General features: G+C 75.4%; 17 protein-coding genes. 4 read left to right on the top strand and 13 right to left on the bottom strand.

Annotated features, from left to right (window positions below; all coding sequences use genetic code 11):
* Positions 1–28 precede the first annotated feature (28 nt).
* The 4 genes from ACWD4P_RS01670 to ACWD4P_RS01655 all read right to left on the bottom strand — a co-directional run bounded on the left by ACWD4P_RS01670 (position 29) and on the right by ACWD4P_RS01655 (position 5,954).
* Positions 29–1,432, bottom strand: a complete 1,404-nt coding sequence (locus tag ACWD4P_RS01670) for a dipeptidase (RefSeq protein WP_449778208.1) — start codon at positions 1,430–1,432, stop codon at positions 29–31.
* Between the two features lie 219 nt (positions 1,433–1,651).
* Positions 1,652–4,495 carry an FtsX-like permease family protein gene (locus ACWD4P_RS01665; protein ID WP_449778207.1) on the bottom strand — a complete coding sequence of 948 codons (2,844 nt, stop codon included), beginning with the start codon at positions 4,493–4,495 and terminating at the stop codon, positions 1,652–1,654.
* The gene (locus ACWD4P_RS01660) at positions 4,492–5,256 is read right to left on the bottom strand and encodes an ABC transporter ATP-binding protein (RefSeq protein ID WP_359825235.1); all 765 of its coding nucleotides are present in this window, start codon (positions 5,254–5,256) and stop codon (positions 4,492–4,494) included. Before ACWD4P_RS01660 ends, ACWD4P_RS01665 begins: the two co-directional genes overlap by 4 nt.
* Positions 5,257–5,327: 71 nt before the next feature.
* A complete protein-coding gene (locus ACWD4P_RS01655) occupies positions 5,328–5,954 on the bottom strand; it encodes a PadR family transcriptional regulator (protein ID WP_449778206.1) in 627 nt (208 codons plus the stop codon).
* A 79-nt stretch (positions 5,955–6,033) separates the two neighbouring features.
* Between ACWD4P_RS01655 and ACWD4P_RS01650 the strand changes: the two genes are divergently transcribed.
* Positions 6,034–7,005 (top strand): endonuclease/exonuclease/phosphatase family protein, encoded by a 972-nt coding sequence (locus tag ACWD4P_RS01650; RefSeq protein WP_359825239.1) that lies wholly within the window; start codon positions 6,034–6,036, stop codon positions 7,003–7,005.
* A gap of 29 nt (positions 7,006–7,034) precedes the next feature.
* Here ACWD4P_RS01650 and ACWD4P_RS01645 read toward each other — a convergent pair whose 3' ends face one another.
* From ACWD4P_RS01645 to ACWD4P_RS01630, 4 genes are all read right to left on the bottom strand, one after another.
* Positions 7,035–8,246: a PP2C family protein-serine/threonine phosphatase gene (locus tag ACWD4P_RS01645; protein ID WP_359825240.1), complete on the bottom strand. Its 1,212-nt coding sequence runs from the start codon at positions 8,244–8,246 to the stop codon at positions 7,035–7,037.
* A 191-nt stretch (positions 8,247–8,437) separates the two neighbouring features.
* Positions 8,438–11,677, bottom strand: coding sequence for a UvrD-helicase domain-containing protein (locus ACWD4P_RS01640; RefSeq protein WP_449778205.1), 3,240 nt, complete (start codon positions 11,675–11,677; stop codon positions 8,438–8,440).
* Between the two features lie 54 nt (positions 11,678–11,731).
* The gene (locus ACWD4P_RS01635) at positions 11,732–15,127 is read right to left on the bottom strand and encodes an ATP-dependent helicase (RefSeq protein ID WP_449778204.1); all 3,396 of its coding nucleotides are present in this window, start codon (positions 15,125–15,127) and stop codon (positions 11,732–11,734) included.
* 44 nt (positions 15,128–15,171) lie between these two features.
* Positions 15,172–15,525: an MGMT family protein gene (locus ACWD4P_RS01630; protein WP_359825247.1), complete on the bottom strand. Its 354-nt coding sequence runs from the start codon at positions 15,523–15,525 to the stop codon at positions 15,172–15,174.
* 135 nt (positions 15,526–15,660) lie between these two features.
* Here ACWD4P_RS01630 and ACWD4P_RS01625 point away from each other — a divergent pair, with 135 nt between their 5' ends.
* The gene (locus ACWD4P_RS01625) at positions 15,661–18,453 is read left to right on the top strand and encodes a flippase-like domain-containing protein (protein ID WP_449778203.1); all 2,793 of its coding nucleotides are present in this window, start codon (positions 15,661–15,663) and stop codon (positions 18,451–18,453) included.
* An 83-nt stretch (positions 18,454–18,536) separates the two neighbouring features.
* Here ACWD4P_RS01625 and moeZ read toward each other — a convergent pair whose 3' ends face one another.
* The 5 genes from moeZ to ACWD4P_RS01600 all read right to left on the bottom strand — a co-directional run bounded on the left by moeZ (position 18,537) and on the right by ACWD4P_RS01600 (position 25,083).
* Positions 18,537–19,715 carry an adenylyltransferase/sulfurtransferase MoeZ gene (gene moeZ / locus ACWD4P_RS01620; protein WP_359825253.1) on the bottom strand — a complete coding sequence of 393 codons (1,179 nt, stop codon included), beginning with the start codon at positions 19,713–19,715 and terminating at the stop codon, positions 18,537–18,539.
* Between the two features lie 228 nt (positions 19,716–19,943).
* A complete protein-coding gene (locus ACWD4P_RS01615; RefSeq protein WP_359825255.1) occupies positions 19,944–20,933 on the bottom strand; it encodes an NAD-dependent epimerase/dehydratase family protein in 990 nt (329 codons plus the stop codon).
* Positions 20,934–21,083: 150 nt separating this feature from the next.
* Positions 21,084–22,154 carry a hypothetical protein gene (locus tag ACWD4P_RS01610; protein ID WP_449778202.1) on the bottom strand — a complete coding sequence of 357 codons (1,071 nt, stop codon included), beginning with the start codon at positions 22,152–22,154 and terminating at the stop codon, positions 21,084–21,086.
* Positions 22,154–23,668, bottom strand: coding sequence for a glycosyltransferase (locus ACWD4P_RS01605; RefSeq protein WP_449778201.1), 1,515 nt, complete (start codon positions 23,666–23,668; stop codon positions 22,154–22,156). Before ACWD4P_RS01605 ends, ACWD4P_RS01610 begins: the two co-directional genes overlap by 1 nt.
* A 500-nt stretch (positions 23,669–24,168) precedes the next feature.
* Complete coding sequence (locus tag ACWD4P_RS01600) at positions 24,169–25,083, bottom strand: alpha/beta fold hydrolase (protein WP_449778200.1); 915 nt, start codon at positions 25,081–25,083, stop codon at positions 24,169–24,171.
* Between the two features lie 221 nt (positions 25,084–25,304).
* Here ACWD4P_RS01600 and ACWD4P_RS01595 point away from each other — a divergent pair, with 221 nt between their 5' ends.
* Positions 25,305–25,967, top strand: a complete 663-nt coding sequence (locus ACWD4P_RS01595; protein ID WP_359830037.1) for a TetR/AcrR family transcriptional regulator — start codon at positions 25,305–25,307, stop codon at positions 25,965–25,967.
* Positions 25,968–26,098: 131 nt separating this feature from the next.
* Positions 26,099–26,326 (top strand): DUF3107 domain-containing protein, encoded by a 228-nt coding sequence (locus ACWD4P_RS01590; RefSeq protein WP_359830036.1) that lies wholly within the window; start codon positions 26,099–26,101, stop codon positions 26,324–26,326.
* Positions 26,327–26,479: the final 153 nt, after the last annotated feature.

Raw genomic sequence — 26,479 nt, 5'->3', positions numbered from 1 at the left:
CGGGTGGCCCCGGTGCGCGCGGCGGTGCTCATGCCTCCGGCCGGAAGTTCTCGGCCAGGTCGCCCCAGAGGTACGCGGCGGTCTCCACGCCCTTGGCCAGCAGGTCCAGCTCGACCTTCTCGTTGACCGAGTGCCAGCCGTCCGAGGGCACCGAGATGCCGAGGAACAGCACCGGCGCGCCCAGCACGTCCTGGAGGTCGGCGGCGGGGCCGGAACCGCCCTCGCGGGTGAAGAGGATCTTCTGCTCGAAGGCCCGTCCCATCGCGCGCACGGTCGACTGCAGCGCCGGGTGGTCCAGCGGGGTCAGGCAGGGCCGGGTCGCGCCGGGGAAGACCAGCTCGTACCGGATGCCCGCGGGCACCTGCTCGGCCACCCAGGCCCGCACCGCGTCCCGGACCTTCTCCACCTCCTGCCCGGCGACCAGCCGGAAGGACAGCTTGAGGTGCGCCGAGGTCGGGACGATGGTCTTGCCGCCGGGGCCGGTGTAACCGCCCCAGATGCCGTTGACCTCGGCGGTCGGGCGGGCCCAGATCCGCTCCAGGGTGGAGTAGCCGGCCTCGCCGCGGGTGCCGTACGACTTGGCGACCCGCAGCCACTGCTCCTCGTCGAAGGGCAGCTCGGCGAACAGCTCGCGCTCGGTCTCGGTCAGCTCGACGACGCCGTCGTAGAAGCCCGGGACCGCGACCTTGCGGTCGGTGTCGTGCAGGGCGGCGGCCAGCTCCGCCGCGACCTGCGCCGGGTTGGGGACGGCGCCGCCGAAGGATCCGGAGTGGATGTCGGTGTCCGGCCCGAACAGGTCGATCTGGGCGTCGGCCAGGCCGCGCATGCCGGTGCAGACGGTCGGCGTGGTCGCCGACCACATGCCGGTGTCGGAGATGACGACCACGTCGGCGGCCAGCCGCCCGGCCTCGCGCCGGACCAGCTCGGCGAAGTTCGGCGAGCCGGACTCCTCCTCGCCCTCGATCAGCAGCTTGAGGTTGACGGCCGGCGCGGTGCGGCCGGTGGCGGCCAGGTGGGCGCGCACGCCGAGGGTGTGGAAGAACACCTGGCCCTTGTCGTCGGCGGCGCCGCGCGCGTACAGCCGGCCGTCGACCACGGTCGGGGTGAACGGCTCGGTCTCCCAGCCGTCCTCCTTGGCCGCGGGCTGCACGTCGTGGTGCCCGTAGACCAGGACGGTCGGCGCGGACGGGTCCCCGGAGGGCCACTCGGCGAACACCGCCGGCAGTCCGTCGGTCTCCCACACCTCGGCCACGGGGAAGCCGGTCGCGCCCAGCTTGGCGGCCAGCCACTCGGCCGAGCGGCGCACGTCACCGGCCCGGTCCGGGTCCGCGGAGACCGAGGGGATGGCCAGCCACTCGGAGAGGTCCGCGAGGAAGGCGGCCTGGTGCTGGTCGATGTAGGAGCGGACGACGCTGTCCGGGGTTCTCGTCATACCGACGACTGTAGTTCGCCCGTACGGGTGCCCGCCCCGGCCGTCCGGCTGCCGGGCGCCGTCGGGGCTGTAACCTCCGTCACCCCCGGCCTCCGCATCCCGTCGCTGCCCCCGCCCCGGCCCCGTCGGGGCGGCCGTCGCGACCCGCCACGACGGCCGCCACCCCCGCCGCGGTGCCGGTGCGGACGGGGGTGGCGGAACGGGCGCGGGGCCTGGGCCTCAGCCCGAGCGGCGCAGCAGGGTGATCCGCGAGCGGGTCATCAGCGCCGCGAGGGCGGCCGCGAGCACGGGCAGCAGCAGCACGGTGACGGCGATGGTGGGCCACGGGAAGACCAGGGACGCCTTGTCGGCGAGCTCCTCGGCGCTCATTCCCGGGTAGCTGCTCGCCGCGGCCTCGACCTTGCGCAGCGCCACGCCCGGCACCACGCCGCAGACCACGCCGAGCAGGGTGCCCATGGCGGCGATCACCCCGCACTGGAAGCCGGACAGCGAGCGCCGGATGCGGGGCTCGGCGCCGACCGCCGCGAGGGTGGTCAGGTCGCGCTGGGAGTCGGCGGCGGCCAGTCCGGTGGCGATGCCGGCCGCGCCGAGGGCGACGATGCCCGCGAAGACGTTCAGGCCGAGCTGGATCAGTCCGGCCGGGGACTGGTAGCCGCGTTCGATCTTGAGCACGTCGTGGTCGCTGAGCTTGGACAGCGCGCCGTCGGCCTTCTGCTGGGCGCCGTCCGAGGGCATGCCCTCGGGCAGCCAGACCGCGCCGGCCGGGGCGGTGGTGAAGCCCAGCCGGTCGGCGGTCTCCGGGCTGAGCACGGCCTGGGCGGGGGAGGGCAGCGCGGGTGAGGCGAGGAAGGCGTCCACGACGAGCTCGATGTCGGCGGGCCTGGCCGAGCCGCTCCCGTCAACGGTGCCCGGGGCGCTGAACCGGATGATCGTCTTTCCGTCCTTGATGTAGCGCTCGTCGAAGACCACCGCCTTGCCGGCCGCAAGGGCCGAGCCGGCGGCCTTGTCGGTGACGCCGAAGAGGTTGCGCAGCAGGACGGTGCCCCCGGCCGTCACCGGGTTGAACGCGTTGCCGCGGCGGTGGTTCGTCTGGCAGCGCTTGTCGCCGCTCAGGATCCGCTCGCGCTCGGCGTCGGTGAGGGTCTCCTTCGAGTCCATCAGGGGGCAGCGGTCCTCCTTGGGCAGTTCGACGCTGACGTAGCCGCAGTAGACGCCGGGGCCGCAGTCGCCCTTCGGCTGGACGCGCTGGACGTCGGCGCGCGGGCCGAGGTCGGGGATGCTCTTCTCGACGGCCTCGCGCATCTGCGGCAGCATCTTCTCGTCGTTCTGCCAGCCGCTGCCGAGGATGACGGCACCGGACGGGCCGGAGGCGACGTACTCGCGCCGGTACTGCTCCTCGAAGCTGGCCATGTAGACGCTGACGGCCACGGAGCCGGCGACGGCGGCCATCACGGCGGCGACGGCGGGAGCGGTGCGGCCGCGGTGGCGCACCGAGTCGCGCAGGGCGAGCCGGGGGCCGAGCGAGAGCCAGCGGCCGAGCCGGCCGAACAGGCCGACCAGGTAGGGCACGAGGGCGACCATGCCGAGTTCCGCGACGGCCGAGCCTCCGAGGACGGCGAAGCTGCGGTTGCCGAAGCCGCCGGTGGCGCCGAACAGGGCGAGGGCAGCGCCGCCGCCGATCATCAGCAGGCCCACGAGGGCGAGCCTGCGGCTCGGCGGCTTGAGGGTGTCGCGGCCGGTGAGCGCGGCGACGACGTCCTGGCGGGAGGCCTGGACGGCGGGCACGACAGCGGCCAGCAGGCCGGTGACGAGCCCGACCAGGAGGATGCCGAGCAGGTCGAGCGGCTGCACGGCGAAGTGGCCGAAGCGGCGTCCGGCGTTCTCCTCGGCGGTGGTGCGCAGCAGGGCGACCAGGCCGACGCCCAGGCCGAGGCCGACCACGGCGCCGGTGAGGCCGAGGACGATGCCGCCGCCGAGCACGACCGCGCGGACGTTGGCCCGCTCACCGCCGGCGGCGGCGAGCAGCCCGAGCTGCCGCCGGGAGCGCCGTGCGCCGACGGCGAAGGCGGGGCCCGCGAGGAGGACGATCTCCAGCAGGGCCATGCCGACGACGGTGGCGAGGATGACGATGTCGGTCCGGTTGAAGAAGCTGGGACCGGAGTCGAACTGCCCGGCCTCGGTGAAGTACGGGACCTCGGAGCGGGGCGGCGGGTCGGCGAGGACGGCGCGCGAGGTCAGCGTGAAGCCGTACTCGTTGAGTTCGCGGGCCTTGGGCCAGTCGAGTCCGGCGGTGCCGGCCGGGAGCTTGACGAGCCAGCGGGTGGGGTCTCCGCCGTTGGGGTCGTCGGGGTCCGGGGGGAGCCGGTTGATCAGGGTGCCGGGGCGGGCGGTGAGCTCGGTGGCCCGCAGTTCGCCGGGGTACTCGTAGGCGCCGGTGATGGTGAAGGGGCTGGATTCCAGGCCGCGGACGGCGGTCTTGTCCCCGATCCTGAGCCCGGATCGCTTGAGGAAGTCCTGGGTGACGGCGGCCTCGTTGTCGGCGGCGGGGGCCCGGCCCTTGAGCAGGACGATCCGGCCCTGCCAGACCGGGTCGCTCAGGTCGGCCTCGGCGACCCGGGTGCTGAGCAGGCCCTCGGTACTGGTCGCGGCGGTGTACGGGCCCTGGAGCTCGGGCACCAGGACGGTGCCGGCCGGGAGCAGTTGGCGGGCCAGCTCGGCGGGGGCGGTGTCGAGGGCGCGCTGTTGCGCGGGGGTGTACGTGGGGGTCTCGCCGGGCTTGAGGTCGTCCTTGGGGCGCTGCAGGGTGTACCCCTGCTCGGGGTCGGGCGCCTGCTTGACGGAGGAGCCGCGGTCGATCATGTGCAGTTCGCCGGCGGCCTGGCCCATGATCCGCACCGCGCGCTCGGAGGGCGTCGGTTCGGCGCTGCGGAAGAACACGTCGGCGCCGGTGACGCCGAGGACGGGCAGGGCGACCATGGCGATGACGAGGGCGCTGCGGCCCTTGGCACGCAGGGCGTCGCGGCGGGCTATGCGCAGGGCGACCCGCCAGGCGCTGAGCTTCACTCGTCCACCTTCAGGCTGTTGCCGGCGGCGGTGACGAGCAGGCTGGCGGCGTCCTGGCTGACGGACTCGTCGACCATGCGGCCGTCGCGCAGGAAGACGACCCGGTCGGCCCAGGCGGCGTGCCGGGCTTCGTGGGTGACCATCATGGCGGCGGCGCCGGCGTCGCAGCGGGCGCGCAGGACGGCGAGGACGGCCTCGCCGGTGGTGGAGTCGAGGGCGCCGGTGGGTTCGTCGGCGAGGACCAGGCGGCGGTCGCCGATCAGGGCGCGGGCGATGGCGACGCGCTGCTGCTGGCCGCCGGACATGTCGTCGGGGAAGCGGTCGGCGAGCTCGGGGATGCCGAGTTCCTCGAGCGCGGTGAGGGCCTCGCGGCGGGCGGCGCGGGTGGACAGCCCGTCGAGTTCGCGCGGCAGCGAGATGTTCTCGGCGGCGGTGAGCGCCGGGATCAGGTTGTAGTCCTGGAAGACGTAGCCGACGGATCGGCGGCGGACCTGGGCGAGCTTCTTGCGGTTGAGCCCGCCGAGGTCGCAGCCCTCGACCAGGACGCGGCCGCCGCTCGGGGTGTCCAGGCCGCCGGCCAGGGTGAGCAGGGTCGACTTGCCGGAGCCGGAGGGGCCCATGACGGCGACGAACTCGCCGGGGTGGACCTTGAGGTCGACGCCGCGCAGGGCCTGGACCTCGGCGGCGCCTTGGCCGTGGACGCGGGTGACGTTCTCCAGGTGGAGCACCGGCGTCTGCCGGGCCTCATCGGTGTGGGACACGAATTCCCCCCTTGTGCTGGGTGTGCGCTCGGCGTCGGGGCCGAGCCTGGTGGTTCGGGTTCCGCGGGGGCTCAGGTGCGCAGGCGGCGGCCGCGTTTGGCGGGCGCGGCCGCGTCGCCGGCGGCCTCGGCGGTGCGGGCCTGCAGGAGTTCGGCCTGCTGGGCGAGCCGGGTCTCGCAGTGGTCGAGCCAGCGGATCTCCGCTTCGGTCTGGAAGATGAGCTGGTCGAGGACGAGCAGCCAGGCCAGGTCGTTGCCGGCGGAGGGCGTCGCGCCGGGGCGCTTCTCCCCCGCGAGGGCGCGGCCCTTGAGCCGGGTGTAGTCCTGGAGCGCCTTGATGCTGTGCCGGCGCTGGCCCTGGACGACGGCGGAGACGTCCACTCCGGGGACGGTCACCGCCATGGCGAGCTTGATCGCCAGTTCGTCGCGCGGGGGGCTGGTCCGGGGCACCGGGGTGTCGAACCAGCTCCGCAGTTCCTCGCGGCCGGCGTCGGTGGCGGCGTAGAACTGGTGGCCCTCGTCGTCCTCCCCCGCGGGCTCCACCAGTCCGTCGCGCTCCAGGCGCGACAGCGTGGTGTAGACCTGTCCGACGTTGAGCGGCCAGGTGGCGCCGGTGCGCGCCTCGAACTCGGTGCGCAGCTGGTAGCCGTAGCGCGGGCCCTGGTCGAGCAGGGCGAGCAGACCGTGACGGATGGACATACCGAGTATGTATACCCGGTATGCCGTACCGCCTCAAGCCGGGGCCGCCCGGCCCGGGGAGCGGGTACCGTCGTGCGGTGTGAGCCAGTTGCGCATCGCCACCTTCAACCTGTTGCACGGCCAGCCGCTCGCCCCGGACGGCGGACCACGGCCCTACCCGCCCGACGCGGGCGGGCCGCTGGCCGAGGCGGTGGCCGCGCTGGACGCCGACGTGCTGGCGCTCCAGGAGGTGGACCGCTACCAGGCGCGCTCCGGCGGCACCGACCAGGCGGCGGTGGCGGCCGCGGCGATGGGCGCCAAGGACTGGCGCTTCGCCGCCGCCCTGCACGGCCGCCCGGCGCCGGTGGCGGGCTGGGTGCCGGAGCCGTCCGCTCCGGGCGGCCTGCGGGTGTACGGGCCGGGCGAGGTCGGCGACGACGCCCCGCCCTCCTACGGGACGGCGCTGCTGACGAGGCTTCCGGTGCGGCACTGGCGGGCCCGGCGGTTCGCCCCGGCGCCGTTCGGGCTGCCGCTGCGGGTGGCCGGCCGGCGCGGGCTGACCCCGGTGCCGGACGAACCGCGGGCGGCCCTGGCGGCCGTCCTGGAGGGCGACCGCGGGCCGTTCACCGTGGTGGCGGCGCACCTGTCCTTCGTCCCCGGCTGGAACATGGCGCAGCTGGCCGGCATCCGGCGCTGGATCGCCGACCTGCCCCAGCCGTACCTGGTGCTGGGGGACTTCAACCTGGTCGGCGCCGTGCCGCGCACGGTGCTCGGCGGGGCGACGGCCCTGGAGCGCACCGCGCCGAGGGCGCGGGTGCGCGAGCTGCGGGCGGCCCGGCGGGCCCGGCCCGCGCTGGCCGAGCCGCGCCGGCGCCGGGTGCGCGAGCCGCGCCCCCGGCTGCAGGGCTGGTACGACCTGGCGCGCACGCCGACCTACCCCTCGCACCGGCCCGCGGTGCAGTTCGACCACGTGCTGGCGATCGGCGTGCCGCGCACGGCGGTCGGCCCGGCGGCGGCGCCGCGCGCGGCGGTGTCGGACCACCGCCCGCTGCTGGTCGAGGTGCGCCTCTGACGGCACCCCCGGCGGTACGTCCGGCGCACCTACTGGCGCGTCAGGACTCCGGCCTGCTGCGGCAGGTGGACGGTGTTCCCGTCCCGGTGGGGGCCGGACCCGAGGGCGGGCGGGGGGTCGAACTGGAGCAGCAGCATGGCGGCGTCGTCGCCGAGCTGGCGCCCGACGTGGCGCACCACGTCCTCGTGCAGCCGCTGCAGGACGTCGGCCGGGCGGCCGCCGGCGCAGCGCGGGAAGCGTTCGGCGAGCGGGTAGAAGACGCCGGCGCGGTCGCGGGCCTCGATCACCCCGTCGGTGAACAGCAGCACCCGGTCGTCGCCCTGGAGCAGCAGCCGGTGCACCGGCGGGTTGACGTCGGCCGGGTCGAGGACACCCAACGGCGGCACGGTCTCGGCGAGTTCGAGCTGTCGGACCTCGCCGCCGCGCAGGAGCAGCGGGGCCGGGTGGCCGCAGTTGACGATCTCCGCGGCGCCGCCGGGGCCGACCCCGATCAGCACCAGGGTGACGAACTCCTCCTCCACGCCCGGGTGGTCGTTCTCGTGCAGGGCGCGGTCGAGGCTGACGGCCAGCCAGCCGGCCACCCGGTCCAGGGCGGCCTCCTGGTGGGCGGCCTCGCGGAAGGCCCCGAGCACGGCGGCGGCCGTCTCCACCGCGCCGAGGCCCTTGCCGCGCACGTCCCCGACCACGGCCCGCACCCCGTGCCGGGTGTTGACCACCTCGTAGAGGTCGCCCCCGATCCGGGCGTGCGCGGCGGCGGCCTCGTAGTGGACGGCCGCCCGTACGGTGCCGACCCGCTCGGGAACGGGCCGCAGCAGCACCCGGCGGGCGATCGAGGCGACGAGCTGGGCGTCGGCCAGCGCCTGCTCCTGGCGCAGCCTCAGGGTGGCGCTGACCCATCCGATCGCGGCCACGAGCAGGATCGCGAAGACACTGGCGGCGTGCACGGACTCGCCGATCGTGTCACTGCGGATGGCCATCAGGAAGGCCGCCGCCTCGGTGCCCAGACCGATGGCGAGCGGGTACCAGGTTCGGCGGCTGACCACGGCGGCCAGCGCGGGCACGGCGGTGAGGGCCGGTTCGACCGTCACCTCGGTGCCACTGAGGTAGTCGAGGGCGACGATCAGCACCATGCCGATGAACGGCAGCGACAGTGCCGTCCTCGGCCAGGTGCCGGTCGCGCGCGGGGCGGGCCCCTGGGTCGGCCCGGCGAACCGCTCTCTGATCCATCCGGTCGCGCTCAACTTCGGTCTCTCCAGCAGAAGACGCCGATGCCCGAGAGCACCTGCGGCGATGACTGAGGGTTAGGGAACACGGGCCTCGCTGGCGGCCGGAGCACGGGGGTTGACCGGTTACCGACCCCACAATAGGCGCGAAACGTGCACGACGCACAGGTTTCGGGCGCTGGTGTGATGACTTGGATGCTCTGTGTGACTCAATAGTCACTGTTCCCGATCAGGAGCCGTTCCAACTCTTTTCGGTCAGGAAGTCCTACCGGACGGACGATCCGGCCACTGCGGACGTACAGGAACGAAGCCGTGACCTGCTCGGGATCGACGCCCGCGTGCTCGGCCCAGGCCAGCCGGTAGACCGCGAGCTGCAACGGGTCGGCGGTCTCCTCCCGGTGGGTCTTCCAGTCCACCACTTCGTAGCGTGACGCACCACCGGATTCCGACAACGTGTCATCTTCCCGGTAGACGGCGTCGATCCGGCCCCGCACCACCCGGCCCGCCAGCACCAGCTGGAACGGCGCCTCCACCCGGTACGGCTTGCGCTGCGCGTACGGGGTACGCAGGAACGCCTCCTTCAGCCGCTCCAGGTCCTGCTCGTCCTCGATGCCGTCGTCGTCGGCCCCAGGCAGCGCACCGGGCTCGACCAGTAGCAGCGGCTCGATCCGGGACTGCACCCAGGCGTGGAAGCGGGTGCCGCGCCGGGCCGCCGGCTGCGGGGGCCGCGGCATCGGACGGGCCAGCTCGTGCGCGAAGCCGTCCGGGTCGGCGGCCAGCCGCAGCAGCTGGGTGGCGGACAGCGCGGCGGGCAGCGGCACGTCCCGCGCGGTGCGCCGGGAACGCTCCAACTCGCCCAGCAGCGCGGTCAGGTCGCGGTCCCAGGAGGCGACCTGACGCTGGTCCTCGGGGGCCATCTCCTCGGCATCGGGCGCGGGCGCCCCGGCCACCCGCGAGCGCACCACCCCGGCGACCCGGCGGCGGGCGTGCTGGGCGGCCGGGTCCAGCGGCAGCGGCCAGGGACGTTCGACGGGGGCGGCCAGCGCCGGGTTCTCGGCGCCCTTCTCCGGCTGCTCGGCCCAGTGCTCGACCTCGCCGGCGCCGGGCCGCTCGCAGTGCTCGCGCAGCCGCTCCAGGAAGGCGGACGGGCCGCGGACGGTCTTCTGGCTCGGCCCCCACCAGTGCCCGGAGGCCAGCAGCAGCGACCGGGGGCGGGTGAACGCCACGTAGCCCAGGCGCAGTTCCTCGACGGCGGAGTGCTCGGCGAGCTCCTTCTTGAACGCCGTCATCGACTTCCCGTTCCACCCGCCGCGGACGTCGGGCAGAGTTTCGGCGTCGCCGCGCAGGGCGTGCGGAAGCACGCGCTTGGTGCTCGTCCAGCGTTCGCGCGGGCTCGACGAGGGGAACGCGCCCCGCACCAGGCCGGGGACGGCCACCACGTCCCACTCCAGGCCCTTGGACTTGTGCGCGGTGAGCACCTTCACGGTGTCCTCGCCGCCGGGCAGACTGCTGTCCAGGCCGCGCTCGTACTCCTGGGCGGCGCGCAGGAAGCCGAGGAACGCGGCGAGGCCCGGATCGCCGTCGAGGTCGGCGAAGGAGGCGGCGACGTCCAGGAAGGCGTGCAGGGTCTCCCGCCGCCGGGCGGCCAGCGCCTGCGGGGAGGCGGCGAGTTCGACCTCCAGGCCGGTGACGGCCAGCACCCGGTGCAGCACGTCCATCAGCGGGTCGGCCAGCGAGCGGCGCAGCTCGCGCAGCTCGGCGGCGAGCCGGGCGAAGCGCACCCGCGCCTCGGCGGAGAACGGCAGCTCGTCCGGCTTCCCCTGCTCGCCGGACGGGGAGTCCAGGAAGGTCTCCACCGCGTCGGCCAGCGACACCACCTCGGTCGGGTCGGCCTCGGCGACCGCCGCGGCCAGCGCCTCGACGCCCTCGGGCCGGTCGGTGCGCACCAGGTCGGCGGCCCGGCGGCCGAGCAGCGCGAGGTCGCGCGGGCCGATCCGCCAGCGCGGGCCGATCAGCAGGCGCACCAGCGCGGCGTTGGCCGTCGGATCCTGCAGCACCTCGCAGACCGCCACCAGGTCGGCCACCTCGGGCAGCTGCAGCAGCCCGCCGAGGCCCACCACCTCGACCGGCACCTCCCGGGCGACCAGCGCGGCGTGGACGTCCGGGAAGGCCGCCCCGCCGCGGCACAGCACGGCGATCCGGCCGGGCGCGGTGCCGGTGCGCACCAGGTGGGCGATCGAGTCGGCCAGCCAGTCGATCTCCTCGGCGTGGGTGGGCAGCAGCGCCGCGCGCACGTAGCCGTCCCGCTCGGCGCCGGGGGCCGGGCGCAGCGCCTCCACGCCCTCGTGCATCTCCCGCAGCGGGGCGGCGAGTTCGTTGGCGAAGGCGAGCAGCCGGCCGCCGCTGCGGCGGTTCTCGCTGAGCGCGTAGCGCTCGGCGGGGCGGCCGTCGGCCTTCGGGAAGTGCCGGGGGAACTCGTCGAGGTTGGCCACCGAGGCGCCGCGCCAGCCGTAGATCGCCTGGCAGGGGTCGCCGACGGCGGTCACCGGGTGGCCGCTGCCGGTGCCCGGGCGGGCGCCGTCGGAGGGGGCGCCGAAGAGCCCGGCGAGCATCAGCCGCTGGGCGACCGAGGTGTCCTGGTACTCGTCCAGCAGCACCACCCTGAACTGGCCGCGCAGCAGCTCGCCGACCTCCGGGCGCTGCTGGGCGAGGCGGGCGGCGGCGGCGATCTGGTCGCCGAAGTCCATCAGCCCGGCGGAGCGCTTGCGGCGCCGGTAGTCCTCGACCAGGCGCAGCAGCTCCAGCCGGGCCCGGGCGGTGGCCGGGACGGCCCGCAGGTCGTCGTTGGTCAGCTTGGCGGTGGCGAGGGTGTCCAGCAGCTCCTCGTCGAACGCGCGCAGGGTCTGCGGTTCGACCAGGTGCTCGGCGAGCTCGCCGTCCAGCGCGGTGAGGTCGGCGACGAGGTTGGCGAAGGTGCCGGTGAGGGCGGGGAAGGGGCCGCGGGCGGTGCGCAGGACCTTGGCGGCGAGCTGGAAGCGGGTGGCGTCGGCGAGCAGCCGCACGTCCGGCTCGATGCCGATCCGCAGGCCGTGCTCCTTGAGCAGGCGGCCGGCGAAGGCGTGGTAGGTGGAGATCTCCGGGTCGCCGAGCGGCTCGGCGGCGTCCCGGTCGATCGCCCCGGCCCTCAGGAGGGAGTGGCGCACCCGTTCGGAGAGCTCGCCGGCGGCCTTGTTGGTGAAGGTGAGGCCGAGCACCTCCTCGGGCCGTACGGCTCCGGAGCCGACCAGCCAGACCACCCGGGCGGCCATCACGGTGGTCTTGCCGGAGCCGGCGCCGGCCACGATCACGGCCGGTTCCAGGGGGGCGCCGATGGCCGCCATCTGCTCCCGGTTGAACGGGATCCCCAGCAGCTCCTTGAGCTGGTCGGGATGGCTGAGCACGGCGGTCACCACGCAACGGTAACCGGAGCGACGGACAAGCTCCGCCCCGCCGCCGCCCGGCCGCTACTCGACCAGCTGCGCCCCGTCGCGCTGGGCGGAGCAGCTGCGGCGGAAGGCGCAGCGGTCGCAGCCGCCGCCGGTCTGCGGGACGAAGCGCTCGGCGAGCACCTTCCCGGCCGCCTCGGCGAGCAGGTTCTCGATCCAGGGCTCGCCCTCCGGCGGCTCCTGGCGCTGCACCTTGGGCGCGTCCTGGGCGGCCTTGGCGGCGGGCTCGCGCAGGTGGACGAGTTCGGCGCCGCCGGTGTCCGGCGGGTGACCGGTGAAGCCGGGCAGCTCGTTCAGGGCGCCGGCCCGGACGGCGAGCTGGTAGACGGCGAGCTGCTTGTGCTCGGGCAGCGACTTGTCGGTGGGTATCTGCTTGCCGGTCTTGAAGTCGACCACGTAGGCGCGCCCGGCCGCGTCCTTCTCCACCCGGTCCATCGAGCCGCGGATGCGCACCGAGACGCCGCCGACGTCGAGGGTGACGTCGAAGCCGTGCTCGGTGGCGACGAGGTCCCGGCCGCGCTCCAGGACGTGCCAGTTGAGGAAGCGCTCCAGGGCGGAGCGGGCCTCGGTCTTCTCCTGCTGGGACTTCCAGGGCGCGTCGAAGGCCAGCGCGTCCCAGACGGTGTCCAGCCGCTCCATGAGCACGGCCAGGTCGGCGGGGGTGCGGCCGGAGCCGACCTCGTCGGCGAGGGCGTGCACCACGTTGCCGAAGCCCTGGGCAGCCGAGCCCGCGCCGCGCGCCTTGACCTCCTTGTCCAGGAACCACTGCAGGGAGCAGCTCTCCAGCTGTTCCAGCCCGCTGCCGGACAGCCGGACCGGCGCGTCGGCGCTGCGCAGCGGTTCGGGGGCGCTGGTCGGGTCGTCCAGGCCCCACCAGCGTTCGGGCCGGGCGGCGGGCACCAGCGGCAGTCCGTCCTCGTCGGTGGCGGCGGCGAGGGTGGCGAGCCGTTCGGCGGCGGCGCGGCGCAGTTCGGGCGAGCGGGCGGGGTCGACGGTGACGGCGCGCAGTTCGGCGACGAGGGCGGCGACGGACAGCGGGCGGCGCGGGCGGTGGGTGACGTCCTCGACGGTGACCGGCGGGGTGCGGCGGACGGTCCGCCCGGTCCTGGGGTCGACGTCCTCGCGGTAGAGCTCGCGCAGGAAGCGGGAGGGCTCGTCGCCGTCGTCGGCGGGGGCCTTGACCGCGGTGACGATCAGCCGCTCCCTGGCCCGGGTCGCGGCCACGTAGAAGAGCCGGCGCTCCTCACCGAGCAGGGCGCCCGGGGAGAGCGGTTCGGCGAGGCCGTCGCGGCCGATCCGGTCGGCCTCCAGGAGGGAGCCGCGGCGGCGCAGGTCGGGCCAGAGGCCGTCCTGGACGCCGGCCACCACGACCAGGCGCCACTCCAGGCCCTTGGAGCGGTGGGCGGTCATCAGCCGGACGGCCTCGGGGCGCACGGCCCGGACGGTGAGGGTGTCGGCGGCGATGTCCTGGGCTTCGAGTTCGGCGAGCAGGTCCAGGGCGCTGCGGTGGCCGGTGACCTGTTCCTCGGCGCGGGCGGCGGTCTCGAACAGGGCGCACAGGGCGTCCAGGTCGCGGTCTGCGTTGCGGCCGGCCGCTCCGCCGCGCAGGGCGGCCCGTTCCAGGCGCTCGCGCCAGCGGCGGCTGCCGTCCCACAGCTCCCAGAGCGCCTCCTCGGCGGTGCAGCCCCCGGCCAGCAGCTCGCGGACCTTGCGCAGCAGGGTGCCGAGGTCACGGGCACGGCGGGCGTGCGCGGGGTCGAGGGCGACGAGCCGCTCGGGTTCGGCGAGGGCCTCGCGGATCAGTTCGCCGGCCGGGCGCGGGGCGGCGGCGGGGTGTCCGTCGGCGCGCAGGGCGGCGCGTTCCTCCTCGCGCAGGGCGCGGCCGAGGCGGCGCAGGTCGGAGCCGTCGAGGCCGCCGAGCGGCCCGGTGAGCAGGGCGTGCGCCAGTTCGGTGGTGAGCGGGTCCGGGGTGTCCGGGTCGCCCTGCTTGTCCCGGGCGGCCTGGTCGGCGCAGACCCGCAGGGCGAGCAGCAGCTGGGCGACGGCGGGCTCCTCGCGCAGCGGCAGGTCGTCGCCGTCGATCTCCAGGGGGACGCCGGCGGCGCCGAGCGCCCGCCGCACGCCGGGGATGGAGCGGGCGCCGGCCCGTACGAGCACGGCCATCTCGCCCCAGGGCACGCCGTCCTCCAGGTGGGCGCGGCGCAGCAGGTCGGCGATCGAGTCCAGTTCGGCGCCGGGGGTCGGGTAGGTGTAGACCTCGACGGTGCCGCCCTCGCGGGAGGGCAGCAGGGCGCGGTGCTGGGCGAGCTTGTCGGCGGGCAGCCGGCCCATCGGCATCCGGCGGGCGAGTTCCCGGGAGGCGGCGAGCAGGACGGCGCCGGAGCGGCGGGAGACCCGCAGCACCTTGACCTCGGCGGGGCTGCCGTCGGTCTGCCGGAAGGTCTGCGGGAAGTCGAGGATGCCGTTGATGTCGGCGCCGCGGAAGGCGTAGATCGACTGGTCCGGGTCGCCGACGGCGACCAGGTCGCGCCCGCCGCCGGCCAGCTGGCGCAGCAGCCGGACCTGGGAGGGGTCGGTGTCCTGGTACTCGTCGACGAAGACGACCTCGTAGCGCCGGCGCAGCTGTTCGCCGACCTCGGGGCGTTCGGCGAGCAGGACGGCGCGGTGGACGAGTTCGGCGTAGTCGAGGACGCCGCGCAGGTCGAGCACGTCGAGGTAGTCGGCCAGGAAGTGGGCGGCGGCGGCCCAGTCGGGGCGCTGGACGCCCTGGGCGAAGCGCTCCAGTTCGGCCTCTCCGAGGCCGAGTTCGCGGCTGCGGGCGAGGACGGCGCGGACCTCGTCGGCGAAGCCGCGGGTGGTCAGGCAGGCCCTCAGGTCCAGTGGCCATTCGATGCGGGACCTGCCGTGCTTGGCGTCCTCGGCGCCGCCGGCCAGCAGCTCGCGGACCATGACGTCCTGCTCGGGGCCGGAGAGCAGCCGCAGCGGTTCGGCGTAGTCCTGCGGGTCCTGGTGGGCGCGCAGCAGGGCGTAGCAGAACGAGTGGAAGGTGGTGGCCTGCGGGGCGGCGGCGGAGCTGCCGAGCCGGCCGGACATCCGGTCGCGCAGTTCCGTCGCGGCCTTGCGGCTGAAGGTGAGGACGAGGATCCGCTCGGGGTCGGTGCCGTCCTCGATCCGCCGGGCGACGGCCTCGACCAGGGTGGTGGTCTTGCCGGTGCCGGGCCCGGCCAGCACCAGCAGCGGGCCGCCGGCGTGCTCGACCACGGCGCGCTGGTAGTCGTCCAGCACGGGGGGTTCCGGCTGGACGAGCGGGCTGCGCACGAGCCGGTAGGGGGAGGTCACGAACTCGGTCCTGGGGTCGAACGGTGGGGCGGGCGGGGCACGGCGGGGGCGGGCCCGCGGAGGGTCCGCCCGCATCGAGCCTACGATCCTGCCCCGTCATTCCCGTCCGGGTGCGGGTTTCAGGGACTTTCGTCCCCGTCCCAGCGGGCCCGCCGGAGGTCGACCCGGGGCGGGTCGGCGAGTTCGCGCAGCGGGGTGCCCTCGTCGCCGTAGTGGGCGAGGGCGCGCTGCTCGTGCCCGGGCAGCAGCCGGCCGTCGGCGCGGATCACCCGCCACCAGGGCACCGAGCCGCCGTACAGGGCCATCACCCGGCCGACCTGTCGGGGGCCGCCCTGGCCGAGGTACTCGGCGACGTCGCCGTAGGTCATCACCCGGCCGGGTGGAATCCGCTCGGTCAGGTCGAGCACCAGTTCGGCGAACGGCGGCAGGGCGTCCGGAGGGCTGTCGTGTGTTGCGTCCGTCACCTGCGGCATCCTTCCCTACAGGGGCGCGCTCGCGGCGCCGTGCGAACGATCCGCCGCGCCCGATCCGCCCCCTGTCCCGCACGGGAGGCCGGGGCATGCCACCATCTTCCGGGGCGGTGAGTGGTGATACGAGGACAAGACCAGATGACCGGGACGGCTGACGTGGGCGTGGACAAGGACTCCGACGAGTCCGCTGCCGCCGTGCCGTCGCCGCCCGGGAGCGGGAGCGAAGGCCGGCCCGAACCGGGGCCGACGCCGGAAGTCTCCCTGATCAAGGACCGGACGATCAAGACCCCCGTACCCGCGAAGCCCCCCGGACAGCCCGGCCCGCCCCCGGCCGACAACGCCGCGGCCCCGGAACCCGCGGCCCCGGAGACCGCCGCCCCGGAACCGGCCGACCCCGGCCCGCCGGCCCCGGCGGGCCCCACGGCCCCGCCCGGGGACCCCGACCCGCTGGACGAGGCCGCGCACCTGGACGTCGACGAGCCGCTGCTCGCCGCCCGCGCGCACCGCCCGTCCGACCTGATCCGCTTCCTGGCCGGCGTCCTCGGGCTGGTCGCGGTCTTCGTCCTGGCCGGCATCGCCACCGGGACCACCACCGGCATCGAGCAGGACATCGCCTCCAACGCGCCGCACTTCTCCGCGGTGTTCTCCACCATCACCGGCCTGCTCTCCAGCGTCGCGGTGCTCGCCGTGCCGCTGGCCTTCGCGGTCGAACGGCTGATCAAACGCGACGGCCTGCGGGTCGCCGACGGCGTGCTCGCCTCGGTGCTGGCGTACGGCGTCTCGCTCGGCATCGACTGGTGGGTGGCCGAGGGCGCCTCCGAGCACACCCGGGACGCCCTGACCAGGCTGCCGCTGGACAGCAACGGCACCCTCACCGACCCGGTGCACGGCTACCTCGCCCCGGTGATCGCCTACATGACCGCCGTCGGCATGTCGAGCAGACCGCGCTGGCGGGTCGCCCTGTGGGTGGTGGTGGTCTTCAGCGGGGTCACCGAGCTGCTCGGCGGCTACACCACCCCGCTGTCGCTGCTGCTCACCGTGCTGATCGGCTGGTCCGTCGCCTACGGCACGCTGTACGCGATCGGCTCCCCCAACATCCGGCCCACCGGCCAGCACCTGATGATCGGCCTGCGCAAGGTCGGCTTCACCCCGGCCGGCGCCGTGCGCGCCCCCGACGCCCCCGGCGGCACCCGCCGCTACCACGTCACCCAGCAGGGCGGCCCCCCGCTGGACGTGCACATCATCGACCGCGAGCAGCAGGCCTCCGGCTTCTTCTACCGGGCCTGGCGGCGGCTGCGGCTGCGCTCGGTCGCGGTGCGCCGCAGCCCCCAGTCGCTGCGCCAGGCGCTGGAGCAGGAGGCCCTGATCGCGTACGCGGCGGCCGCCTCGGGCGCCCGCGCGCCGCAGCTGGTCGCCACCTCCGAGCTCGGTCCGGACGCCGCGATCCTGGTGTACGAGAACGTCGAGGGCCGCACCCTGGACGAACTGGCCGACGAGGAGGTCACCGATCCGGTGATGGCCTCGATCTGGCAGTCGGTGGCCGCCCTGCACGAGCGCCGGATCGCCCACCGCCGGCTCACCGGCGAGTCGCTGCTGGTGGTGGACGGGCGCAGCGGCTGCCTGGTCAACCTCTCCGGCGGCGACATCGCCGCCACCGACCTGACCCTGCGGATCGACGTCGCCCAGCTGCTCACCACCTTCGCGCTGCGGATCGGCCCGGAACGCGCCGTCGCCACCGCCAACGCGGTGCTCGGCGCCGAGCGGGTGGCCCAGGCGCTGCCGCTGCTCCAGCCGGTCGGGATGAGCCGCTCGACCCGGGTCGACCTCGCCAAGCTCACCAAGGAGCGCAAGGCCGCCGCCCGGGCCAGGGCGCTGGAGCAGGTCGCGGCCGGCGAGCGCACCCAGCAGCAGGCCGAGGAGGACATCGCGGCGGCCGGGGAGGACCTGCTGAGCCGCATCCGCGGCCAGATCCTGCAGATCGCCCCCGAGGCCCCGATGGCCCCGGCCAAGCTGGAACGGCTGAAGCCGAAGACGCTGATCATGGTGATCGCGCTCACCTTCGCCGCCTACCTGGCCCTGACCACCATCAAGCCGGCCCAGCTGAAGCTCTCCCAGATGAACTGGGCCTGGGCCGCGGCCGCGCTGCTCGCCGCCGCCTTCAGCTACGTGGCCGCCTCGATGAGCCTGACCGGCTTCGTCCCCGAGCGGCTGCCGTTCCGGCGCACCGTCGCCGCCCAGCTGGCCGGTTCCTTCGTCAAGCTGGTCGCCCCCGCCGCGATCGGCGGCATCGCGCTCAACACCCGCTACCTGCAGAAGGCCGGCATCCGCTCGGGGCAGGCGGTGGCCTCGGTCGGCGCCTCCCAGCTGGCCGGCCTGGCCGGGCACCTGCTGCTGCTGTTCAGCTTCGGCCTGATCACCGGCAGCCAGACCAACGGGGACCTCTCCGCCTCCCGCGCGGTGATCATCGGCGTGCTGACCGCCGCCGTGCTGGCCCTGGTGGTGGCCGCCGTGGCACCGCTGCGCCGGTTCGTGCTGGGGCGGCTGCGCTCGCTGTTCTTCGGCGTGGTGCCGCGGATGCTCGACCTGATGCAGACGCCCAGCAAGCTGGTCACCGGCTTCGGCGGCATCCTGCTGCTGACCCTCTCGTTCACCGCCTGCCTGGACTTCTCGGTGCAGGCCTTCGGCGGCGACGTCAGCTTCTCGGCCGTCGCGGTGGTCTTCCTGACCGCCAACGCGGCCGGGTCGGCGATCCCCACGCCGGGCGGCATCGGCCCGGTCGAGGTCGCCCTGATCGGCGCCCTGACCGTCGCGGACGTCTCCCCCGCGGTCGCCACCCCGGCCGTCTTCCTCTACCGGGCGCTCACCTTCTGGCTGCCGGTGATCCCCGGCTGGATCGCCTACAACGTGCTCCAGCGCAAGAACGCGCTCTGAGCCGCCCGGGCACCCGGAGAACGCGAGGAGGGCCCGCCGGTTGCGGCGGGCCCTCCTGCGTCGGTGCTCTACGTGCCGGTGCTCTAGTAGACCGGCTTGTGCGGCTCGATCTGGTTCACCCAGCCGAGCACGCCGCCGCCCAGGTGCACGGCGTTGCCGAAGCCGGCGGCCTTCACCACGGCCAGCACCTCGGCCGAGCGCACGCCCGACTTGCAGTGCAGCACGATCTTCCTGTCCTGCGGCAGCTTCTCCAGCGCGTCGCCCATCAGGAACTCGTTCTTCGGGATCAGCACCGCGCCGGGGATGTTGACGATCTCGTACTCGCCGGGCTCGCGGACGTCGATGAGGTAGATGTCCTCCTTGTCGTCCTGCCACTGCTTCAGCTGCTGCGAGGTGATGGTCGAACCGGCGGCGGCGGCCTGCGCCTCCTCCGACACGACGCCGCAGAAGGCCTCGTAGTCGATCAGCTCGGTGACCGTCGGGTTCTCGCCGCAGACGGCGCAGTTCGGGTCCTTGCGGACCTTCACCTGGCGGTAGTTCATCTCCAGGGCGTCGTAGATCATCAGCCGGCCGACCAGCGGGTCACCGATGCCGGCCAGCAGCTTGATCGCCTCGTTGACCTGGATCGAGCCGATGGACGCGCACAGCACGCCCAGCACGCCGCCCTCGGCGCAGGAGGGGACCATGCCCGGCGGCGGGGCCTCCGGGTAGAGGCAGCGGTAGCAGGGGCCGTGCTCGGCCCAGAACACGCTGGCCTGGCCGTCGAAGCGGTAGATCGAGCCCCACACGTACGGCTTGCCGAGCAGCACCGCGGCGTCGTTCACCAGGTAGCGGGTGGCGAAGTTGTCGGTGCCGTCCACGATCAGGTCGTAGCCGGAGAAGATCTCCATGACGTTGGAGTTGTCGAGGCGCTCCTGGTGCAGCACCACGTCGACGTACGGGTTGATCTCCTTGACGGAGTCGCGGGCCGACTCCGCCTTGGAGCGGCCGATGTCCGACTGACCGTGGATCACCTGGCGCTGCAGGTTGGACTCGTCGACCACGTCGAACTCGACGATGCCCAGCGTGCCGACACCGGCGGCGGCCAGGTAGAGCAGGGCCGGCGAGCCGAGGCCACCGGCGCCGACGCACAGCACCTTGGCGTTCTTCAGCCGCTTCTGCCCCGCCATGCCCACGTCCGGGATGATCAGGTGGCGGGAGTACCGGCGGACCTCGTCAACGGTGAGCTCGTCGGCCGGCTCGACCAGGGGTGGCAACGACACGGGGACTCCGATGGGTCTTGTTCGGGTGGCCAGGGCCAGCCTCGGTGCGGGGTTGTTGCTCCGCCACTGGGGTGGCTCTCTAGGCCAACAGTGTCACGCCCCCTCGGTATTCCGAGACAGCCCGTCCGATGGGCGAGACGGGCGGCGTCGGATCGTGGAACCCGCGGCGGGGCCCGGAATGCCGCCCCGGGCCCGTGGATGACGGGCCCGGGGCGTACGGCGGCACGCTCACACCCGGCAGGCCGTCTCCAGCCAGACGTCGCCCAGCGACTCCTCCAGCGGCACCTGCGTCCGCCATCCGAGACGGTCCCTGGCGGTGCGCACGTCCGCCTGCCGCCACGGCACCGGCTCGCCCGGCGCCGGCCGGCCCTCCGGCCGGTGCCCCTCCGGGCGGTGCCCGGGCAGGTGGTGGCCGTGCGGGTGCTCGCCGCCCGCCCCGGCCGCCTGCGCGGGCAGCAGGACCGGCCGGTTCTCCTCGACGATCTGCCCCTCGAAGCCCGAGGCCCGCACCAGCAGCTGGGCCGCGTCCCGGGCCCGGACGGCGTGCCCGCTGCCGATGTTGACCACCCCGGTGGCGGCCGACACCGCGGCCGCCTGGATGGCCCGGGCGACGTCCCGCACGTCCACGAAATCCCGGTATCCGGACAGGTCCGGCATCCGCACCTGGTGCTCGTCCCGCTCCAGCGCCCGCCGCAGGCCCTCGGCCAGCCGCCCGAACAGCGAGGCGGTCGGCGCCCCCGGGCCCACCACGTCGAACACCCTCAGCACCGCGGCGTCCAGCCCGGAGGCCAGCACCAGCTCCGTCCCGGCCAGCTTGGACACCCCGTACGGGCCGACCGGCCGCGGCTCGGCCTGCTCGGACACCGGCACCCCGCCGGGCACCGGCCCGTACTCGGCGGCCGAGCCGACGTGCACCAGCCGGGCCGGTTCCCGGCTGCGCCTGATGGCCTCGCAGACCGTCGCGACGGCCAGCGTGTTCGACCGGATCAGGGTGCGCGAGCTGCCGTAGGTGGCGCCCGCGCAGTTGATCACCACCTGCGGCGCGACCGCGTCCAGGAACCGGGCCAGCGCGCCCGGGCTCCCGGTGGTCAGGTCGAAGCGGATGTCGGCCGAGTCGCGCCGGCCGAGCACCGTCACCTGCAACTCCTGGTCCATCAGCAGACGATCGGTGACCCGGCGGCCGATGAAGCCGTCGGCGCCCAGCAGCAGCACCCTCATCGGGGGCGTCCTTCCACGAAGCCAGCTCGGGACGACCTGGCGGACCGAATTCAACGAAGTTCAACGAACGGGACGAGAGCGGGGACCGTGAACCGGGCCCCAACAGCAGTCGAACGGGAACCGCCGGCGGCGGCGGTCGGCGGACGGTGCTCAGCGGTGCGTGCCGGCCCGGCCGAGCGCCGCCCCGGCGTACGCCAGCAGCGCCACCGCGACGGTGCCGCCGCCGAGCAGCCACGCCTCCGGGGCGGAGCGCCCCAGGGCGAGCGGCCCGAGCACCGCCACGGCCCCCGCCGACGCCCCCGCCGCGGCGGCCGCCGTCCGGCCGCACCGCGCCAGCAGCACCGGCAGCACCAGCAGCAGGCCCAGCACGCCCTGCGCCGCCCACGCGGCGGGTCCGGCCCGCTCGGCCGCCAGGTGCAGCAGCCCGCCGCCGTGGCCCGGCCCGGGGCGCGGGGCGACCACGGCCAGCACCGCCAGCGCGGCGAAGCTCAACCCCCCGAGCACCGCCAGGTGCAGGGCCAGCGCGACCGGCAGCACCGGGCGCATCCGGGCCCGGAACTCGGCCAGGGTGCCCGCCGCGCCCAGGTGGCCCCGGGCGGCCCGCCGGTACCAGCGGGCCGCCCCCTCGGCCGCCCCCACCGACACCGCCGCCGCCAGCACCAGCGCGACGCGCGTCGGACGGTCCCCGCCCGACGCGGCCGGCGCGAGCAGCAGCAGCGCGGCCAGGCCCAGCCCGTGGCCCAGCGCCGCCGGGCGCGGCCGGGAGCCGGGGCGCGGTCGGGGCGCCGGCTCCGGCCCCGGGCCGCACGGCGGGCGGACGGCCGCGGCGCACCGCGGGCCGGGCCCGGCCGGGGGCGGTGCGGTCAGCGCGGGCAGCAGCACCAGCGGGACGGCGGCGCACAGCAGCACCGGCCAGCGCGGGCCGAGCGCGGCCGCCCCCGCGCAAGGCAACGCGGCCAGCGCGGCGGCGGTCAGCGCGGCCCGGGCGGCGGCCCGGCCGGACGGCGGCTCCTCCCGGCCGGGCGCCGGCGGGCGGCGGGGCACCCTGGCGTACAGCTCCTCGGCCAGCGCGAACAGGTCGGCGTGCCGGCAGCGGGCGGCGGCGTCCGGGCCGAGCCCGGCCTCCTCCAGTCCGGCGGCGATCTCCAGCGGGTCGACGGCGCGCTCGCACAGCTCCCGGTGCTCCGCCATCACCTCGCGCACCGGGTCCGCGCCGGGCATCAGCGGGCCTCCGCGAGCTCGGCCGGCCGCCGCCCGGCCGGCTCGCGCACGCCGCCGGCCAGCCAGTACTCGGCGGGGCGGGCGAAGGGGCGCGGCGCCGGCCCGCCCCCGCCGCCACCGGGAAAGGCCGGGTACTGCGAGACCAGTTCGAGGTAGATGTCCCGGAAGGCGTCGATCACCGGCTCCACGCCGAAGCGTTCCTGCGCGCGCAGCCGCCCGGCCAGTCCGAGCCGGCCGCGCCGCTCCTCGTCGCGCAGCAGCGCCAGGCAGGCGCCGGCCAGGGCGCGCGGGTCGCGGGCGGGCACCAGCAGCCCGGCCGGCCCGACCACCTCGCGGGCCACCCCGACATCGGTGGAGACCACTGCCCGGCCGCTGAGCAGCGCGTCCACGAGCAGCCGGGGGCTGCGCTGGGAGAGCCCCGGGAAGACCGCCACCGTGCCCGACTCCCAGGCCGCGGCGAGCGATTCGGGCCGCCCGGCGAAGTCCACCGCCGGGGCCACGGCCAACCGCTCGGCCACCGCCGCGCAGGCCGCCCGGTGGCCGGGCGCCGCCTCCTCGCCGTACACCAGCAGCCGGGCGCCGGGCAGTTCGGCGCGGACCCGGGCGAAGGCGTGCAGGGCGAGCCGCAGGTCCCGGCCCGGCTCCAGCGCGCCCACCCACACCAGGGTCGGCGCCGCGGGCTCCGGCCCGGCGGCCGGGCGGAGCACCGCCGGCGTGCCCTCGTGCACCACCCGGGTCCGGGCCGGATCGGCGCCGCAGCGGCGCTGCCACTGCTGGTCGTGGGCACTGCCGGGGGTGAGTATCGCGGCCTGCCGGTAGGTCTCCTCGGTGAGCGCGCGGAAGAAGGACAGCAGCAGGGCGCGCGCCGGCCACCGGTCCGGCGCCCCGCCGTGGCCGAGGTACCGCTCGCGCAGGTGCGGGCCGTGTTCGGTGACCACGAACGGCACCCCGTGCAGCTGCCGGGCCACCAGGGCGGGCAGCGCGGCCGGTCCGCCGCCGACCACGTGGCACAGGTCGGCCGCGCCGAGGCCGCCGGGGCCGGTGCCGTACCAGGGCGCGGACAGCGGGCGCAGGCACCGCTCCAGCCCGTCCGCCGCGGCCAGCACGTCGCACACCAGCGGCCGCCCGGCCGGGGTGTCCGCGCCGGGCAGCCGCCAGGTCCGTTCCAGCACCCGGCGGGCGTGCGAGGAGGAGAGGAAGGCGGGCAGCGCGCCGTCCTCCCGGGCGAGCGCCGCCAGCCGGTACAGCCCGGGCCCGAAGCCGGCCCGCTCCCCGGGCAGCACCAGTGCCCGCAGCAGGTGTTCGTACGCCCCGGCGTACCCGCGTCTGCGCAGCGCGCCGGGGCGCCGTCCGGCACGGACCAGGCCGTCCGGGCCGTCCGGGCCGTCCGGGCCGGTGAGCGGGTACCGCTCGAAGTCGTGTTCCGGCAGGCCCTCGGCCAGCCGGTCGCACCAGTCTCCGGTACCACGCTGGGGATGCGGCCGGGCACCCTCGGTGAGCAGGGCAACGCGCACGGGAGACCTCCAGGGCAGAGCGGATTCGCTGGGCGGGATCGCGGACGGATCGACGGGTTTCCGGGCGGCCCGGACGGTCGCCCGGGGCGCTCCCCGCACGGCGGCGGGGACGGTCGGGGCCGGGGGACCGGCCGGGCCCGGGGCGCCGCGGTGCCTCGGTGCGGCCCACCGGCGGCCCGGTCGCGGACGCGCCGCGTTCCGTTCCCCCGGGCACCCGCCCGCTCCGGCGGTCGGGCCCGACCCGCCGGGACTCCTCGGCCGCGGCCGCCCCGGTTCCTCCGGCGGCCGCGACTCCCCCACACCTGTTCGGTCCGACAGCAGAAAGGTAGGACCGGCCCCCGCCGATCCATCGGTCACATGCCTGCCTGCCACCTGATCGAGTGAACCGCAGTGACCTCGACCCGAACGGGACCGTTACCGGGCGGTATGCGCGGCCGCCCGCGCGACCGGCCGAGGCCGCGCGCTCAGCGGGCGGTGCGCGCTCAGCGGGCGGTGCGCGCTCAGCGGGCGGTGCGCGCGATCAGCTCCCGCACCGCGCGGGCGACCTCCTCGGGGTGCTCCATCATCGCCACGTGCCCGGACTCCGGCAGCACCAGCAGCCGGGCGTCCGCGAACGCCGCGCAGGCGCGGCGGGCCGAGCGGTAGGCGACCAGCTTGTCGCGCAGCCCGTACACCAGCAGCACCGGCGCCGCGACCCGCTCGGCCTGCCGCCACAGCGCCTGGTCGCCGCGCTCGGTGTACGCCGAGACGATGCCGCGGGCCGAGCCGACCAGCGCCTGCATCGCGTGCGGCACCTCCAGCCGGCGCCGGTACTCGGCCACCGCCTGGGCCCGGGCCTGCGGGCTCAGGCCCTCCGGGTCTCCGTAGACCAGCCGCAGCAGGTCGGCAGTGGCCGCCTCGGCGTCGCGGCCGCCCGCGGACAGCCGGCGCAGCACCGCGGGCACCCCGGGCACCGCGAGCAGGCCGGTCGGCCAGGCGGAGCGCTGCGGGGGCAGCTCGGGCAGCGCCGGGGAGACGAGGGTGAGGCTGCGCACCAGGTCGGGGCGCAGGGCCGCCAGGCGGACGGAGACCGCGCCGCCCAGCGAGTTGCCGAACAGGTGGACCGGGCCCCGGCCGGAGGCCTCCAGGTAGCCGATCACCGCGCGGACGTGGCCGGAGACGGTGAGGTTGCCGTCGGTCGGCGGGTGGGAGCGGCCGAAGCCGGGCAGGTCCACGGCCTCGCCGTCGATCTGCCCGGAGAGCCGCTCCATCAGGGCCTCCCAGTTGGCGGCCGAGCCGCCCAGGCCGTGCACGAAGAGCCCGGGCTCACGAACGTCGGCGTCGCCGTCTGCGGCGCAGCCGGCGGCGGGGCGGTGCACCGCGAGCACCGCGCCGGGGACCTCGACCGTACGTACCTGCTGCTCAGCGCTGCTCATGGTGGACGATGGTAGTGAGCCCCGCCCCGGGAGCACCGGGGCGGTCCGGCCGTCGGCCGCCTCCGTCCCGGCACTGCCGAGGCCGAGGTCAGCGCCGTATTGTGGGCTCCTGACAACAGGCCGATCGTCTTTTCTCGCCTTCGCCGAACGCGGGCGCGGTTACCGAAAAGTAGAATCGGCCATCTCGCCAGCCGCGAACAGACCCCGAAGTGAGGAGCGCCGTGACGGCCATCCAGGAGGCGCAGGAGCGCCCGCGCGGTGCCCGCCTGCCGCGAAGCGCCCGCCGTGAACAGCTGCTCGGTGCCGCCCAGGAGGTGTTCGTCGCGCAGGGCTACCACTCGGCCGCCATGGACGACATCGCCGACCGCGCCGGGGTGAGCAAGCCGGTGCTCTACCAGCACTTCCCCGGGAAGCTGGAGCTCTACCTGGCCCTGCTGGACAAGCACTGCGACGCCCTGGTCGAGTCGACCCGCGAGGCGCTGTCGGCGACGACCGACAACAAGCAGCGGGTGGCCAACACGATGGAGGCGTACTTCAACTACGTCTCCAGCGAGTCCGGCGCCTTCCGGCTGGTCTTCGAGTCGGACCTGACCAACGAGCCGGCCGTGCGCGAGCGGGTCGAGCGGGCCTCCGAGGCTAGCGCCACGCTGGTCAGCAAGGTCATCCAGGAGGACACCGACCTGCCCGAGGCGGAGTCCAAGCTGCTCGCCGCCGGGGTCTGCGGCCTGGCCCAGATCACCGCCCGGTACTGGCTCTCCCAGGGCCTGGAGATCCCCCGCGACGAGGCGGTCCGGCTGGTCGCCAGCCTGTCCTGGCGCGGTCTGAAGGGCTTCCCGATGCACGCGGGCGAGCCGGGCGCCGAGGGCACCGCCCACCAGGGCTGATCCACCGTCCTTCGCCGGGCCGGGGATCCGGTGCTCTATGGTGAAGCCGTACGGCGCGGTCGCCGCGAACGCTTGTCCCAGGCGGTCCGGTGCCCGTGCGTGGAGGCTGCAACCCCGGAGGGACGGAAGCCGTGGAGGTCAAGATCGGCGTGCAGAACGCGCCGCGCGAGATCGTGGTCGAGAGCTCGCAGACTGCCGATGAGGTCCAGAGCGCGGTCGCGAAGGCGCTGGAGGGCCCGGAGAAGATCTTCGCGCTGTCCGACGAGCACGGCCGTCGCATCATCGTCCCGGCCGAGCGCCTGGCGTACGTGGAGATCGGCGAGCCGGCCGCCCGCAAGGTCGGCTTCGGCACCGCCTGAGGCGTCGCCGCACAGGATCGTCCGGTGCCCCGTTCCCGTGAGGGAGCGGGGCACCGTCGTGTGTACGGCCTCGTGCGCGCGGCCCGGGTGTGTACGGCCCGGCGGGGCGGGGTACGGCGAGGGTGCGGCGCCGGTGCCGCACGCCCGTTCCCC

It is taken from the genome of Kitasatospora sp. NPDC002543 (assembly GCF_053594915.1).
Note: the sequence above shows the minus strand (reverse complement) of the source record. Positions and strands in the feature narration are given on the sequence as shown.

Coding starts and splice junctions, on each gene's coding strand:
- ACWD4P_RS01630 (WP_359825247.1), bottom strand. CDS start 15,525: ATGCCGCAGGTGACGGACGCAACACACGACAGCCCTCCGGACGCCCTG.
- ACWD4P_RS01625 (WP_449778203.1), top strand. CDS start 15,661: ATGACCGGGACGGCTGACGTGGGCGTGGACAAGGACTCCGACGAGTCC.
- ACWD4P_RS01670 (WP_449778208.1), bottom strand. CDS start 1,432: ATGACGAGAACCCCGGACAGCGTCGTCCGCTCCTACATCGACCAGCAC.
- ACWD4P_RS01655 (WP_449778206.1), bottom strand. CDS start 5,954: ATGTCCATCCGTCACGGTCTGCTCGCCCTGCTCGACCAGGGCCCGCGC.
- ACWD4P_RS01610 (WP_449778202.1), bottom strand. CDS start 22,154: ATGCCCGGCGCGGACCCGGTGCGCGAGGTGATGGCGGAGCACCGGGAG.
- ACWD4P_RS01600 (WP_449778200.1), bottom strand. CDS start 25,083: ATGAGCAGCGCTGAGCAGCAGGTACGTACGGTCGAGGTCCCCGGCGCG.
- ACWD4P_RS01615 (WP_359825255.1), bottom strand. CDS start 20,933: ATGAGGGTGCTGCTGCTGGGCGCCGACGGCTTCATCGGCCGCCGGGTC.
- ACWD4P_RS01635 (WP_449778204.1), bottom strand. CDS start 15,127: ATGCGGGCGGACCCTCCGCGGGCCCGCCCCCGCCGTGCCCCGCCCGCC.